The following is a 14,492-nucleotide window of genomic DNA, read 5'->3' on the forward strand; positions in this document are numbered from 1 at the left end:
CGGCTTTTGAGGGCCGCCGTTGAGTTGCCTGTCCCGCTCCGATCACTCGGAGCGCTCAGGAGGAACGTTTGAGCACCACCCGCTCGATCTTGCCGACCACGACGAGGTAGGCGACCGCGGCCACCAGCGCGTTGATGCCGACGAACACCAGGGCACCGTTGAAGGAGCCGGTCGCGGCCACGATGTAGCCGATCACGATGGGCGTGGTGATCGAGGAGAGGTTGCCGAAGGAGTTGAACAGGCCGCCGGAGACGCCGCCGGCTTCCTTGGGGGAGGTGTCGGAGACGACCGCCCAGCCGAGCGCGCCGATGCCCTTGCCGAAGAAGGCGAGCGCCATGAAGCCGACCACCAGCGCCTGGCCGTCGACATAGTTGCAGGCGATGATGGACATCGACAGCAGCATGCCGCCGACGATCGGGATCTTGCGCGCCATGGTCAGCGAACCGGTCTTGCGCAGGATGGCGTCTGAGATGACGCCGCCGAGCACGCCGCCGATGAAGCCGCACAGCGCGGGCAGCGTCGCGACGAAACCGGCTTGCAGGATCGACAGGCCACGCTCCTTGACGAGGTAGACCGGGAACCAGGTCAGGAAGAAGTAGGTCAGCGTGTTGATGCAGTACTGGCCGAGATAGACGCCGAGCATCATGCGGTTGGAAAGCAACTGGCGGATATGGTCCCATTTCGGACCGGAGTCCGGCGCGCGCTCGTCCTTGGGTGCGTCGAGATCGACCAGCGCGCCGCCGTCCTTGATGTAGTCGAACTCGGCCTCGTTGACGCCGGGATGCTCCTTCGGCCCGTAAACGGTCTTGACCCAGACGAGGCCCATGATGACGCCGAGCCCGCCCATGACGAAGAACACGTAGCGCCAGCCGTAATCATGGGCGATCCAGCCCATCAGCGGCGCGAAGATCACGGTGGCGAAATATTGCCCGGAATTGAAGAAGGCCGATGCGGTGCCGCGCTCATTTCCGGGAAACCAAGCCGCGACGATGCGGGCATTGGCGGGGAAGGACGGTGCTTCCGCAACGCCGACCAGGAGCCGCAGCGCGAACAGCACGGCGACGGCAGTGCCGGCGCTGAAGAAGCCGACCCAGCCCTGCATCATCGTGAACAGCGACCAGACGATGATGCTGAAGGCATAGACGAGGCGCGAGCCGTAGCGGTCGAGCAGCCAGCCGCCCGGCACTTGTGCGGCTACATAGGACCAGCCGAAGGCCGAGAAGATCCAGCCCATGGCGACGGGATCGAGATGCAGTTCCTTGGCGAGCGCGGCGCCTGCGATCGAGAGCGTGGCGCGGTCAGCGTAGTTCACTGTCGTGACCAGGAACAGCATGGTCACGATGAACAGCCTGACGCGAGACCTCCTCACGTCCGTTGCGGACACCACTGCGCTCATCAGGCGCCTCCTTAGAACTTGAAATGTTTCCTCGCTGCGACTCCTAGAGGCGCACGCGGGAAAGTGTCCAAGTTCAAGGGAGTATCGATTGATGCCGTTTTTGAATTGATGGAACGGCAGGGAGCGGGAACGGAGTGTGACCGCCAGGAGAAAAGGCGTCGCCCGTTTCAGTGCGCAATTGCGCACAAAGGCGGGCGACGATGTGAATGTGGCGGGAGGACTGTGGTCCTCCCGCGCTTCTTTGAAGGGTCAGTCCCGGTCGCGCAGCCGCACGCCCGGCAGCAGGCGCGTATGGTCCTCGCCGCGCACCGCCTCGAGATCGTCCGGCTCGAGGCCGAGCGCTTTCAGGATGGTGGGCGCCACCTGCCGGTTCGCGACGCGCTCGCGAACGACTGTGGGCGCGAGCTTTGGATTGGAGACGACGAGCAGGACATGCGTGTCGTCCTCGGCGAAACCGCCATGTTCGGCGATCTTGGCCTTGCTCTTGCTGTAGATCGTGCCGGCGATCGGCTGGATGATGATGTCAGGCGTACGGCCGCCGGCCGGATCGCCGAACCGATCGACCAAATCCTCACCGGCATAGATTTTCTCGATGTGAGCCTTGTTGCTGCCTTTGCGGTCGGCTTCGAGGATTGCGACGGCCTTCTCGGCATCACCCTGGTTCTTCAGCCAGATCAGCGCAACGTCGTCGGCGGTTTCCTGGGCCAGCGTGACGCCCCCATTGGTCAACAAATCGGCCGGATCGGTCACGTCGGCGCGCGCGCCGCCGCCCAACTTCGGATTGGTGCTGCCGGTCAGCATGTGCAGCTTGTTGACGTCGATCGGCGACTGGCCGTGCTTGGCGCCGACGATCACCAGGGTGTCGCGCGCGAGGTGCTGGTCCGCCAGCGCATCGAGCATCTGGCCGAGCGAGGCGTCGACGAAGTCGAGCGATGCCTGGAGCTGCGGGCTCGGCGTCGCCGCGGCGTCAAGATATCCGTCGGCGGTCACTTTCTGGCCGACGCTGACGGCCTGGAAGTTCATGCCGAAGATCGCGGGAACGCCGGTCTTGGTCTTGCCGGTGTGATCAAAGCCCTTGATCCAGTTGAGCACGGCCGTGACCTTGAGCTGGTCGTAGGTGCGCGTGAAGCTCGGGTCGGTGGTCCAGTCCGCGCCGGGTTGACCCGGCACCGAGGTCGAGTTGATCTCGGGCGCATAGAGCTCGTCGAGGCCCTTGCCGGACGGACCGCTGATGATCTCGTAAGCGGGATGCTTGTCCGACCAGGCCGTGCGCCGACCGGCCTCGTGGATCACTTCCATGATGGTGTTGAGCCTCTGGAACTGATGCGGATAGACCGGTTCGCATTTGCCGTTCGTCAGGCGCATCGGCAGATGCGTCGGATCGATATGACTGGAGCCGGCAGGGCCGCCGCCGTCGAGCTTGGTCAAGTCGTAGTCGATCGATTCATCGAACAGCGTCTCGGTTCCGGGGCTGCCCTGGCAGTTGCTGCCGGGCGCGAACAGCGTGCGGTCGTAGGAATCGTCATAGAACACGCCGTGGGTTTTCGGCGTCCCTCCGGTCATGAATGCAAGGAGACCAGGGAAGGAGTCCGAGGGGCGAGAGGTGTGCGCATCGGCGAAATGGACGCCATGCGCGAGCAGCCTGGCCAAGCTCGACGAGGGGTGAGAGCTGACATAGCGCTGCAGATCGACCTCATGCATGCCGTCGACGCTGATCAGCAGCACATGCTTGATGTCGCCCTTGTCCTTATCGTCCGCGCGGGCGAACGAAGGGGCCAGCAGCGAAAGACCAAGGGTCGAGGCAAAAGCGATTGCGACGGCCGCGCGCGGCCGCTTTTCGATCGTCATGATTGAGCTCCCCAATGATGTCTGTTGCGGATTGACGTGCAGGCGCACGACCACGCGCAGCGGGGAGCTTGCGCTCCCGCCACGTGCGTCAACACCTGCGTCAAATTGTAGCGTTGGGAAAACTAGGTAACGGCGATGACCGTTGGATGACGTCGCGACTACGTGGCACGCGAAAATTTTTCTGTGCGCGCGATCGTCAACTCAAACTAATGCCAGGTTCGTCGGGTGCACGCCGGTGAAGATGCGCTGGATGCTGTCGTTGCCGAGGCCGAAGACGTGGCCGAACAGATCGGCAAACAGCGCGCGATAATCGGTCAGCACGGGATAGTCGCGGTTCTGGAACAGATGCGGCTGTTCGACCTTGACCTGCTCGCCGAGAATGCGGCCGCCATTGATGCCGCCACCGAGCACCCAATAGACGCTGCCATGGCCGTGATCGGTGCCGCGGTCGCCGTTCTCGCGGAAGGTGCGGCCGAATTCCGAGATTATGACCACCACCGTATCGCGCCACGCGGCCGGCCCGACTTCCTCGGAGAAGCCGACGAGGGCGCGCCCGAGCTCGCCGAGCCGGTCGGCGAGATAGCCGTTGGCGGCACCCTGGTTGACATGGGTGTCCCAGCCGCCGACGTCGACGAAGCCGAGGTTGAACTGCTCGCGCATCAATCGGCCGATACGGCGGGCCGACAATTCGAAGCCGCGCGGCGAGACGGCGCCGCGATTGGCGGCATTCATCTCCTCGGAGACCGAGCGGTAGACGTCGTCGCGCACGCGAAAGCCTTCCGACACCGAGGACGCCAGGTTGGACTGGGCATACATCTTCTTGATCAGATCGGCCTGACGGTCGTCGACGCCGGGTTTGGCGACGTTGTTGATGCCGGTGTTCGGCACCTGCGATTTGCCGCGGAAGATCAGCGGGAGCTGGTCGGTGAACGCGATCGGCTTGACCCGCGTCAGCTCGGTGGCGAGCCGGCTCATGAAGCCCGAACGATAGTCGCGCGAGCCGGAGGCCGACTGGCCGAGCTCGATCGTGTCCTGGGTCTCGAAATGGCTCCGGGTCAGGTCGTCGCTGGTGCCGGCGAAGGGAATGAAGGCGATCTCGCGTTTGGCCCAGAGCGGATAGATGCTGTCGCGCAGGGCCGGATGCAGTCCCCAATCGGCGTCGAGCGAAAGCGCGGCGTTGGGATTGCCGAGATCGGGCTTGGCAATGGCGAGCGTCGGTCGCGATGCCCGATAGAATTCGCTGGAGACCGGCACCACGACATTCGCTGCGTCATAGGCGCCGCGCAGGAACACCACGAGCATACGGGCATCGGTTGCCGGCGCGGCCCAGACGCGGCCTGCCACCGTGAGCGGCGCGAGTGCGGCAAAGGTCTTGATCAGCTCGCGACGGTTCATGGTGATCTCCGTAGCTCAGTGCATGAATTCCGGTGACGACAGGAACAGCGTGTTCCAGTCCTGCGGTGAAATCGCCCGGTCGAGCGAGGCCAAGGTCGCGGGGCCCAGCGTCTTGCGAAGGCCGTTGAAGTAGAGTGCATTCTGGAGCAGCGGGAACGCGGGCTGCTCGACCGGGTTCGGTCCGTCCGATTTGAACAGGCCGGACGAGCCCGATCCGATCTGGCGCGCGATCTCGAAGCGCACCATCATCTGTCCAGGGCCGTTCCACGATGCCGAGGTCAGCGCGTAGCCATCCGGCGTCTCGTGGTTGAACAGGCCCTCGCCGAGGCGATTGATCCAGCCCTGGATCGGCGCCGTGTTCAGGATGACCCGGTCGTCATAGGCGAGGCGGACGGCCGACAGCACGTATTGCACGGGATCCTTGAAGCGCGTGCCGGGTTTCAGCGCGGCCTCGAATTCGCTCGAATGGATCATCGTTGCGAGGACCGACGCAATGTCGCCGTCGGTGGATTTGAAGCTCTGCGCCATCCGCTGCACCAGCGTCTCGGGCGGATTGTCCGAGACGAAATAGGTCGCGATCTTGCGCGAGACATGGCTCGCGGTCGCCGGATGGCGGACCAGAATGTCGATGGCCTCGTCGACCTCGGCAAGTCCACGGCCCTTGATGGTGTGGCCGAGAAAGGTCTTGTCGCTGTAGTCGTGACGGGACGGATTGAACTCGAAGGCGCCCTCGCGCACGAGCTGGGACTGCAATTCCGGCTTGAGCTTCGGGTCTTCCGGCTTGGTGTCGATGCCGACCCCGGTGAGGATCTTCGCGAGCGCCTCGACGTCGGCCTGGGTGTAGCCGGAGCCGACGCCCATGGTGTGCAGCTCCATGATCTCGCGGGCGTAGTTCTCGTTCAGATGGCCTGCCGCGTTGTCGGCGTTGTCGAGATAGCGCAGCATCGCGGGATGACGAACGGTCGCGGCGAGCAGGTCGCGAAACTTGCCGAGCGAGTTCGGACGAAGGGCATGATCGACGTAGTCGCCGACCAGTATGCGCAGATTCGATTTGTACTGGTGGACATTGAAATGATTGAACCAGAACCAGACCATGCGCTCGCGCAGCTGGTCGGGCGCATAGAGCGCGCGCAGGATAGTACGGGCCGCCGCCTGCTTGGCGCGATCGTTCATCGCCTGCTGAAAGACCTGCTGCGCGGCTTTCTTCTGCTCGGGATCGGCGACCTGATTGGCGCTCTTGGATTGCTGCTCGAAGGCAACCGCAATGTCGAACGGGAAGCTGTGGACGTCGGGCATCGCGTCGATCTGCGCCTTGGCCGCGTCGGGCAAAACCGGATTGCCGGCGGGATGCAACTGCTCCTGCAGCCAGCGTTCGGCACCAAGGCCGTGCATGTGCGCGGCACTCGCGGTACTGACGCCAAAGGTCAGCCGATCGAGCAGAGCGAGATCGTGCGGATTGAGGTCGTCGGCGCGGGTCGTGTTCGGGTGCAGGCCCGCAGCGAGCGCCACGAACGCCGCAACGCGCGACCAGTGCAGCCGACGACATCCGCTTCTGCTATCCACGATCGGTCCCGACGGGTTCGGACTGCATGAGGACGCCCACATGCCATGACGCGTGCGTCATCATGCGCCGGCCGGCTGAACCTGCCCTGAATGGAATGGACTCAATTGACGGCAGCGCATCAATTTCTAGCGAGCGGCAACGGTGGTTCCGTTGCCCCCAATTCCGCTATTGCCGAGCGGCCGGCAGGAGTGGGCCCAATAGTCCGCGCGTGACGCCTGGCGGCACGGCATCCAGGCCCAGCACCGCGCTCGCGGCCGGCAGTGTGGCGTCCGCCATCGCCGCGTGGCCTTCGGCGCTCGGATGCACGGCGCCGCCATAGACGGCCGACAGCACGCCCCAGGTCGCGTCGTGGATGTCGTTCGGCTGGCTCGCCGCCGGCAATCCTTGCGGATAGGTCATCGCGGCAAAATAGCTGTCATTGGCATCGCGGATCCAGCGCGCGCGCGGCAGGTAGGCGCGATATTCCGAGGCGCCCCGGCCGCACAGCATCGGCTGGCTCGCCGCGCTGACGATGTCCGGATTGAAGCTCTGGCCGTTCTCGGCGAAGCAGGTGCGGTCGAACTCGGGATCATTGCCGGAATGAGCGCAAAAGCCGTGATCCGCGAACGCAGCCTGGTGCGTGTCGACGAAGGTCATTCGGTCAGCCTCGGGATCGCGGCACAGCGCGCCCTGCGTGCAGGTTGCGAGCCCTTTCAGCTGCGGCAGGAACTCGGTGTCGACGAAGGTCGAGACGCGGGCGAGACGTTGGGGATCGGCATTGAAGGCGGGATGAACGTCGAAGCCGGCGCGGCCGCCGCGGCAGGGCACGCCGCCATCAGCGAGCGCCGGATTGGCGTAGGAGACGTAGACCACGTGCGAGAGGTCGCCGCCGAGCAGCGGCTTCAGCTCCTCGCGCAGCTTGACGAAATTCTTCGGCAGCTCGCGCTGGAGCGCATCGCGTGAATCGTCGACGCTCGCCATCACGCCGGAGCGGCGGAACAGCGCGCGTTCAGTCGCGGTATCGACGATGACGTCGGCGACGAGGCCGGAGAAGTAGACGTCGTTGGCGCCGATCGAGAGCAGCACCAGATCGAGATTGCGATCCGGCTGGCGCTTCTTGGCCGCGGTGACCGCCTCGCGCAACTCCGCAACCTGGGCATTGACGCTGGTGTTGCAGACGCCGGACTTGCCGGGCGGGCATTCGCGGGCGCGCTGCGAGCCGAGCAGCCCGTCGCTGATGCTGGCGCCGGTGCAGGCGAGCGGCAGATAGGTGACGGCGATATGGGTGTAGCGTACCGCGAGCGCGAGCGCGGTGCGGGTCTGGTAGCTGTAGAGCGAGCGGTGGCAGGGCGAGTTGAGCCAGAGCGCGCTGTAGTGCTGCCAATTGGCAAGCGTATCCGGTGCCTCGCAGGCGCGACCGCCCTTGAAGCCGGCGCGGCTCGGCCGGTAATACTGTCCGCCGGCGGTGCCGAGATAGGAGCGGAAGCAAAACCCCTCGTCCGACAGCGCCAGCGGCCGGTCCGGATTGCCCTCGCCGGAGGCAATGCTGTCGCCAAGGCCGGCGATGAAGATGTCGCGGACCTGGATCTCGGTCTGGATGCGCTGGCTCGGATCGGAGCCGGAGGAGACGTCGACGCTCGCCACCGTCTGCTTGCCATAGCGGACCCGCAGATTGACCGGTTCGGCGCAGTCGAAGGTCGAGGTCTGCGGTCCGTCGCCGTCGTCGAACGTCCACGCGCAGGTGGCGCCGACCGGCACCGCGCCGGCAAGGCGCACGGTGATGGGGTGGTCGATCGGGGTGATGTAGTTCTCTTTGACGTTGTCGCGCGTGCAGGGCTGGTTGACCCGGCCCTGGAGATCGATGCAGAGGCGGTTGACCATGTTGCGGGCCCAGCCGCGGCCCTCGCTCTGCAGCTCCAGCGACTGCTCGGCGGCGAGGATGCTGCGGTTACGCGCATTCTCGACATGCAGCAGGAAGTCGCGCTCCTCGCGGAACAGGCGGAAGCGGTTGCGGACCTCCCAGGTGATCTGCATGGCGCCGGCATCCTGCGCGACGGCGCGCGGAAGCGGCAAAACGGTGAGGAGCCCGGCCAGCAGCAAGGCGCTCGAGAGCAAACGGCGTAGGGAAATAGGGATCATGGCCCGCGTCTTCAACGGCAAAGTTGAGGCGGAAATAAGAGAGCATCACTCTCCGCCCCGCAACCTTTGTCTGAGGCTCCTACGGGCTCGGGCGTGCCTTATCGCTTGCTGGCCTGGCGCACCAATCGCTCGCGCTCCATCGGCGTCACCTGATTGGGCAGGTTGGCCTGCGCGCAGGCTTCCGCCAGCCGCCGCCGCTCCTGCCAGGGCCGGACGACGTTCATCCAGAGCTCGCGGGTGCCCATAATGGAGATGGCGAGGCCGAACGGGATCACGAAATAGAGGATGCGGAACACGAGCAGGGTTGCCAGCAGTTGCTCGCGGCCGAATTCGGGCAGTGCCACCAGCATGGCGGCGTCGAACACGCCGATCGAGCCCGGGGCGTGGCTGGCAAAGCCCAGCAGCGTCGCCAGGATGAACACCACGGCGAGCGACAGGAAGTCGATCGGCGGATTGGCCGGCATCAGCAGGTACATCGCAAGCGCGCAGAAGCCGAGATCGACCACACCGATCAGGATCTGCACCAGCGTCAGCGGCGCCGACGGCAGCACGACCTTCCAGCCCTTCTGGCCGAGCTCGCGGCGTTTGTCGCCCATGCAGAGCCAGACCAGATAGGCGGCGATCGAGGCGAGGCCGCCGAGCGCGATCAGCCGATTGATCGACGACGGCAGCTGATCCATGTAGGAGGCCGCATCCGGGTGGATGGTCATGCCGATCGAGAGCACGAAGATGTTACCGAGCCAGAAGGTCAGGCCGGAGAGGAAACAGATCTTGGCGACGTCGATCGCATTCAGCCCGTAGTCCGAGTAAATCCGGAAACGGATCGCGCCGCCCGTGAACACGGTGGCGCCGATGTTGTGGCCGATCGAATAGGACGTGAAGCTCGACAGCGCTGCGATGCGGTAGGGCACGTGCTTCTTGCCGATCGTTCGCAGTGCAAAAAAGTCGTAGAACGTCAGCGTACAGAACGCGAAGAACACGCAGATCGCGGCCAGACCGATATGTCCGCGCGGAATATCGGTCAAAGCGGTCAGGATGACGCCGGTATCGATGCCCTTGAGGGTCCGCAGCAGCGTGGTGACCGCGAAGGCGATGATCATCACGCTTGCGGCAATACCGAGCCGTCGCCAGCCGATCCATTTCTTGAAGCCGCGTTTCAGCGCGGGCAGCAGTCCGTGCATTCATCCTCCCGGCGGGGGGCAAGACCGACCGGGCCAGACATTGGCCGGTCGGTTGCGATCACTGCCCGAAATGGGCGTCGATCGCTAGGCATGATGTAGCTCATTTAAGGCAAAAACAGCGACTTGTGCAGCCCTTGACAACGACTGGTTCTGCGCCGGACCGGCTGTTTTTGTCATAAGTGGTTCACATGGCGCGCGCGTTAAGCATATGAGTCGAGGGAGCGACCCTGCGTCGTGCACCCGCATGTTCAGATGGTTTCAAATCCTGCGGTCGCAAGCGTTGTTCCGAAGCAAACGATCCGGGCATTTTTTGGAACGACGCTGCTGCGGATCGGTTAGCGCCCCATCAGCAATCGAACACGGCAAAACACAGGCTTCTCGTGCAGGCCGGTGCTGCCGTGTTCCCGAAACCTGCGAGGATCGGAACGATGGGACTGTTCACAAAAGACATCAAGACCATGAACGACCTGTTCGTGCATCAGCTACAGGACATCTATTACGCCGAGCAGCAGCTCACCAAGGCGCTGCCGAAAATGGCAAATAAGGCGACCGATCCGCAGCTGAAGCAGGGCTTTTTGACGCACCTCGAAGAAACCAGGCAGCACGTCACGCGGCTCGAGGAAGTGTTCAAGATGCATGGTGCCCAGGTGAAGGCGGTCGACTGCCCGGCGATCGACGGCATCATCGAGGAGGCCGACGAGACCGCCGGCGAGGTCGCGGACAAGGCGGTGCTCGACGCCGCGCTGATCAACGCGGCGCAGGCCGCCGAGCATTACGAGATCGTCCGTTACGGCAGCCTGATCGCCTGGGCCAAGCAGCTCGGTCGCAGCGACTGTGCTGCCGTGCTGGCCAAAACGCTCGAGGAAGAGAAGGCGACCGACAAGAAACTGACGACGCTTGCCGAGAGCAAGGTGAACCTGCGGGCCGCGAGCTAACGCCGGCCTAGCCGCAAAAGCGCCGCGCGGTCGTCCGCGCGGCGCTCGCGCATCCATCATTCGGTCATTGTCGAAACATGATGGCGGGCCGGAGGCGTATATGTCGCATGGGGCTGCAATCGAGGTGGCAGCATGCGAGCCAACACCATCAAATATGAAACCTTCGGCGCGAAGGATGCCACGCGCACCGCTTCGCGCCTTGCGACCTCGCTGACGCTGGCGGCGATGAGCCTCGGCTACGGCGTGGTGCAGCTCGACGTCACCATCGTCAACACCGCGCTCGATGCGATGAGCAAAACGCTCGGCGGCGGCGTTGCCGAGCTGCAATGGGTGGTGAGCGCCTACACCATCGCCTTTGCCGCCTTCATCCTTACGGCCGGCGCACTCGGCGACCGGATCGGCGCCAAGCGCATCTTCATGGCGGGGTTCGCGATCTTCACCGCGGCCTCGCTCGCCTGCGCGCTGTCGCCCAACGCCGTCGTGCTGATCGGCGCGCGGCTGGTCCAGGGGCTGGCGGCGGCGATCCTGGTGCCGAATTCGCTGGCGTTGCTCAGTCATGCCTATACGGACGACCGCGCGCGCGGCCGTGCCGTCGCGGTCTGGGCGGCGGGCGCAAGCCTGGCGCTGACCGCCGGTCCCTTCGTCGGCGGCGCGCTGATCACGCTGGTCGGCTGGCGGGCGATCTTCCTCGTCAATCTGCCGATCGGCCTCGCCGGTCTGTGGCTGAGCTGGCGCTATGCGACAGAGACCACGCGGGCGCGTTCGCGCGAGATCGATCTGCCTGGCCAGCTCGCCGCGATCGGCGCGCTGGGGGCGCTCGCCGGCGCGATCATCGAGGGCGGCGTGCTTGGCTGGGAGCATCCGCTCGTGCTTTCGGCCTTCGCGGCGGCCGCCGTCTTCGCGACGCTGTTCGTCTGGCGCGAGAGCCGCACGGAGCAACCGATGCTTCCGTTGTCCTTGTTCAGTCATCGGCTGTTTACCCTGACCACGGTCGTCGGCCTGCTCGTCAATATCGCGATCTACGGCCTGATCTTTGTGCTCAGTCTCTACTTCCAGCGGATCAACGGCCTGTCGGCCTGGTGGACCGGGCTCGCCTTCGTACCGATGATGAGCGCGGTGTTGCCGGTCAATCTGCTGGCGCCGCGCCTCGCCGAGCGCATCGGCCCGTGCCCGACCATCGTTGTCGGCGCCTGTATCTCGGCGCTTGGCTGTCTTGGTCTGCTCTGGATCGAGCCGGAGACGAGCTACTGGGCGATCTTCGCGCAGATGATCGCGATCAGCGGCGGACTTGGCCTCCTGGTGCCGCCTCTCACCTCCACCTTGCTCGGCAGCGTCGAGAAGGCGCGCTCCGGTATCGCTGCGGGTGTGCTCAACGCGACGCGACAGACCGGCAGTGTCCTCGGCGTTGCACTGTTCGGTTCGCTGGTAGCCTCCGACAGCGCATTCATGATCGGCCTTCACCAGTCGCTAATTATATCAGCGGCCGTGCTGCTGCTGGCGGCCGGCGTGATCGGCTTCGGTGCAAAGGCGGGCGGCGAACAAATGTGAGTAAGCGCACACATTCCCTGTTCACCATTCCGGTAACCGGCGCATAGCCGGTTACCGACTGTCCATTTCTGCCGGTTCTAGTGCCCGATGGAATAGGGGCCGGCAATGTATCAAGTTCTGTTTTGTCTCACGGACCAGCATGATTTGCGCCTGGTCGCACTCGGCGGGGTGGTATGTCTGCTCGCCAGCGCGGCGGCAATCAGCCTGTTTCACCGCGCGCGTGCTGCGAGCGGGTCGGCGCGTCTGGTGTGGATCACGCTCGATGCCATGGTGGCCGGCTGCGGTATCTGGGCAACCCATTTCATCGCGATGCAGGCCTACGGGCCGGGCGCCGGCGGCGCCTACAACATTCCCGTGACGATCCTGTCGCTGCTGTTTGCGATCGCAGTCACCTTCATCGGTCTCAGCATCTCGGTTTCGTCCACGCATAGGGGGCTGGTCGCTGTCGGCGGCGCCGTCGTTGGCGCAGGCGTGGCCGCGATGCATTACACCGGCATGATGGCGTTCGAGATTCCCGCCCATGTCGGCTGGGCCACCGGAACCGTGACGGTCTCGATCGTGCTCGGCATCCTGTTTGGATCGTTCGCCCTGCACGTCGCGGGACGAGGCGATAGCCTGTCCGACGCGATTGCCGCGACGATCCTGTTGACGGTTGCCATCGTCTCTCATCATTTCACCGCGATGGGCGCACTGGAATTGACGCCCGATCCGACGCTCGTGATCAGTGGTCTTTCGATCCCGCCGGCGTCGTTGTCCATCCTGACCGCCAGCGCGGCCGCTGCCATTCTCGTCATCGCGCTCGCGGCCGCCGTACTCGACCGTCGCGCCAAGGGCGAGATCGGACGCCAGCAGGTCGTGTTGGATACCGCTCTTGAAAACATGTCGCAGGGGCTGTGCATGTTCGATGCGGAGGGCAAGATCCAGCTGTTCAACGAGCGCTACGCCGCGATGCTCGGTCGCACCAACATTCCGCTCACCGGCCGGCTGCTCGTCGACGTGTTGCGGGAAGAGCAGGCCAAAGGCCAGTGGCAGGGCGATGCAAACGAATTCTTCGCGCGCCTTGTCGCCGACGCGCGGGAGGGCCGTACGACCAGCCAGGTCGTGACCCGGTTCGAGCGCTCGATCCGTGTCGTCAATCAGCCGATGCAGGGCGGCGGCTGGGTCGCCACCTTCGAGGACATCACCGAATGGCTGGAGGCGCAGGCCAAGATCTCGCACATGGCGCGCCATGATGCGCTGACCAATCTGCCGAACCGCGTCCTGTTCCACGAGCAGCTCGAGCAGGGGCTGCGTCGGGCGGGCGCGAACGACCAGCTCGCGGTGCTCTGCCTCGACCTCGACCATTTCAAGGACATCAACGACTCGCTCGGCCATCCCATTGGCGACGCGCTGTTGAAGGAAGTCGGACGCAGGCTCAAGGCCACCGTCGGCGAACACGACACCGTCGCCCGCCTCGGCGGCGACGAGTTCGCCGTGGTCCAGATCGGTCGCTCGGAAGAGGCTGCCGCGCGGGCGCTCGCCGGCCGTCTGGTCGAGGTGATCTCCGCGCCTTACGCGATCGACGACCATCAGATCGTGATCGGCGTCTCGATCGGCATCTCGCTGTCGCCACAGGACGGCAGCAATCCCGACGAGCTGCTGAAGAACGCCGATCTCGCTCTGTACCGCGCCAAGGCGGACGGCCGCGGCACCTATCGCTTCTTCGAGACCGGCATGGACGCGCGCGCGCAGGCGCGGCGCCTGCTGGAAATGGATATGCGGGCGGCGCTGCAGCGCGATGAATTCCAGCCGTATTATCAGCCCATCCGCGACGTCGCCAGCGATCGCGTGGTGGCATTCGAAGCGCTGATGCGCTGGAACCATCCGCAGCGCGGCCTGATCTCGCCCCTCAACTTCATTCCCCTCGCCGAGGAAACCGGCCTGATCATCCAGCTCGGTGAGCTGGTGTTGCGCAGTGCCTGCGCAGATGCTGCGACCTGGCCGGATGACGTCGGCGTCGCCGTCAACCTCTCGCCGGTGCAGTTCAAGAATCCGAACCTGATTGCATCGGTGACCGAGGCGCTGGAGAAATCGGGGCTCGCGGCGAGCCGCCTCGAGCTCGAGATTACCGAATCCGTACTGCTCCAGAACAGCGAGGCGACGCTGACCACGCTGCACGATCTGCGCGCCATGGGCGTGCGTATCTCGCTCGACGATTTCGGCACCGGCTATTCCTCGCTGAGCTACTTGCGCAGCTTTCCGTTCGACAAGATCAAGATCGATCGTTCGTTCGTGTCCGAGCTTGCCACGCGCGAGGATTCGGTCGCGATCATCCGCGCCGTGACCGGTCTTGGCCGCAGCCTCGGCATCGTCACCACGGCGGAGGGCGTCGAGAATGATGCGCAGCTCGAGTTGCTCCGGCGCGAAGGCTGCACCCAGGCGCAGGGCTATCTGTTCAGCATGCCGCGGCCCGCTTCCGATGTCGCGATGATGCTGGAACGGCCGCGGCTACGCGCTTCGGCCTGAAA

The 14,492-nt window shown here is 64.7% G+C and carries 9 protein-coding genes; 3 read left to right on the forward strand and 6 right to left on the reverse strand.

The genetic code is table 11. The annotated features are described in order from the left end of the window. Positions 1-55: 55 nt before the first annotated feature. The 6 genes from QA645_RS15000 to QA645_RS15025 all read right to left on the reverse strand — a co-directional run bounded on the left by QA645_RS15000 (position 56) and on the right by QA645_RS15025 (position 9,502). The gene (locus tag QA645_RS15000) at positions 56-1,396 is read right to left on the reverse strand and encodes an MFS transporter (protein ID WP_283051152.1); all 1,341 of its coding nucleotides are present in this window, start codon (positions 1,394-1,396) and stop codon (positions 56-58) included. Positions 1,397-1,645: 249 nt separating this feature from the next. After that, positions 1,646-3,244 (reverse strand): alkaline phosphatase family protein, encoded by a 1,599-nt coding sequence (locus tag QA645_RS15005; RefSeq protein ID WP_283051154.1) that lies wholly within the window; start codon positions 3,242-3,244, stop codon positions 1,646-1,648. A 201-nt stretch (positions 3,245-3,445) separates the two neighbouring features. Then, entirely contained in the window at positions 3,446-4,639 is a 1,194-nt protein-coding gene (locus tag QA645_RS15010; protein ID WP_283051156.1) for a DUF1501 domain-containing protein, read from the reverse strand. A gap of 15 nt (positions 4,640-4,654) precedes the next feature. Further along, positions 4,655-6,148 (reverse strand): DUF1800 domain-containing protein, encoded by a 1,494-nt coding sequence (locus QA645_RS15015; RefSeq protein ID WP_283053206.1) that lies wholly within the window; start codon positions 6,146-6,148, stop codon positions 4,655-4,657. 220 nt (positions 6,149-6,368) lie between these two features. Beyond that, positions 6,369-8,321, reverse strand: coding sequence for a hypothetical protein (locus tag QA645_RS15020; RefSeq protein WP_283051158.1), 1,953 nt, complete (start codon positions 8,319-8,321; stop codon positions 6,369-6,371). 98 nt (positions 8,322-8,419) lie between these two features. Beyond that, positions 8,420-9,502 carry a YbhN family protein gene (locus QA645_RS15025; RefSeq protein WP_254194511.1) on the reverse strand — a complete coding sequence of 361 codons (1,083 nt, stop codon included), beginning with the start codon at positions 9,500-9,502 and terminating at the stop codon, positions 8,420-8,422. A gap of 428 nt (positions 9,503-9,930) precedes the next feature. Here QA645_RS15025 and QA645_RS15030 point away from each other — a divergent pair, with 428 nt between their 5' ends. From QA645_RS15030 to QA645_RS15040, 3 genes are all read left to right on the forward strand, one after another. Continuing rightward, positions 9,931-10,437, forward strand: a complete 507-nt coding sequence (locus QA645_RS15030) for a ferritin-like domain-containing protein (RefSeq protein WP_283051161.1) — start codon at positions 9,931-9,933, stop codon at positions 10,435-10,437. Positions 10,438-10,569: 132 nt separating this feature from the next. Further along, the gene (locus QA645_RS15035; protein ID WP_283051163.1) at positions 10,570-11,985 is read left to right on the forward strand and encodes an MFS transporter; all 1,416 of its coding nucleotides are present in this window, start codon (positions 10,570-10,572) and stop codon (positions 11,983-11,985) included. 105 nt (positions 11,986-12,090) lie between these two features. After that, positions 12,091-14,490, forward strand: coding sequence for an EAL domain-containing protein (locus QA645_RS15040; protein ID WP_283051164.1), 2,400 nt, complete (start codon positions 12,091-12,093; stop codon positions 14,488-14,490). The last annotated feature ends 2 nt before the right edge of the window (positions 14,491-14,492 follow it).

It is taken from the genome of Bradyrhizobium sp. CIAT3101 (assembly GCF_029714945.1).
In the GTDB taxonomy this organism is placed as follows: Bacteria; Pseudomonadota; Alphaproteobacteria; order Rhizobiales; family Xanthobacteraceae; genus Bradyrhizobium.

Coding starts and splice junctions, on each gene's coding strand:
- QA645_RS15000 (WP_283051152.1), bottom strand. CDS start 1,396: ATGAGCGCAGTGGTGTCCGCAACGGACGTGAGGAGGTCTCGCGTCAGG.
- QA645_RS15005 (WP_283051154.1), bottom strand. CDS start 3,244: ATGACGATCGAAAAGCGGCCGCGCGCGGCCGTCGCAATCGCTTTTGCC.
- QA645_RS15010 (WP_283051156.1), bottom strand. CDS start 4,639: ATGAACCGTCGCGAGCTGATCAAGACCTTTGCCGCACTCGCGCCGCTC.
- QA645_RS15020 (WP_283051158.1), bottom strand. CDS start 8,321: ATGATCCCTATTTCCCTACGCCGTTTGCTCTCGAGCGCCTTGCTGCTG.
- QA645_RS15025 (WP_254194511.1), bottom strand. CDS start 9,502: ATGCACGGACTGCTGCCCGCGCTGAAACGCGGCTTCAAGAAATGGATC.
- QA645_RS15030 (WP_283051161.1), top strand. CDS start 9,931: ATGGGACTGTTCACAAAAGACATCAAGACCATGAACGACCTGTTCGTG.
- QA645_RS15035 (WP_283051163.1), top strand. CDS start 10,570: ATGCGAGCCAACACCATCAAATATGAAACCTTCGGCGCGAAGGATGCC.
- QA645_RS15040 (WP_283051164.1), top strand. CDS start 12,091: ATGTATCAAGTTCTGTTTTGTCTCACGGACCAGCATGATTTGCGCCTG.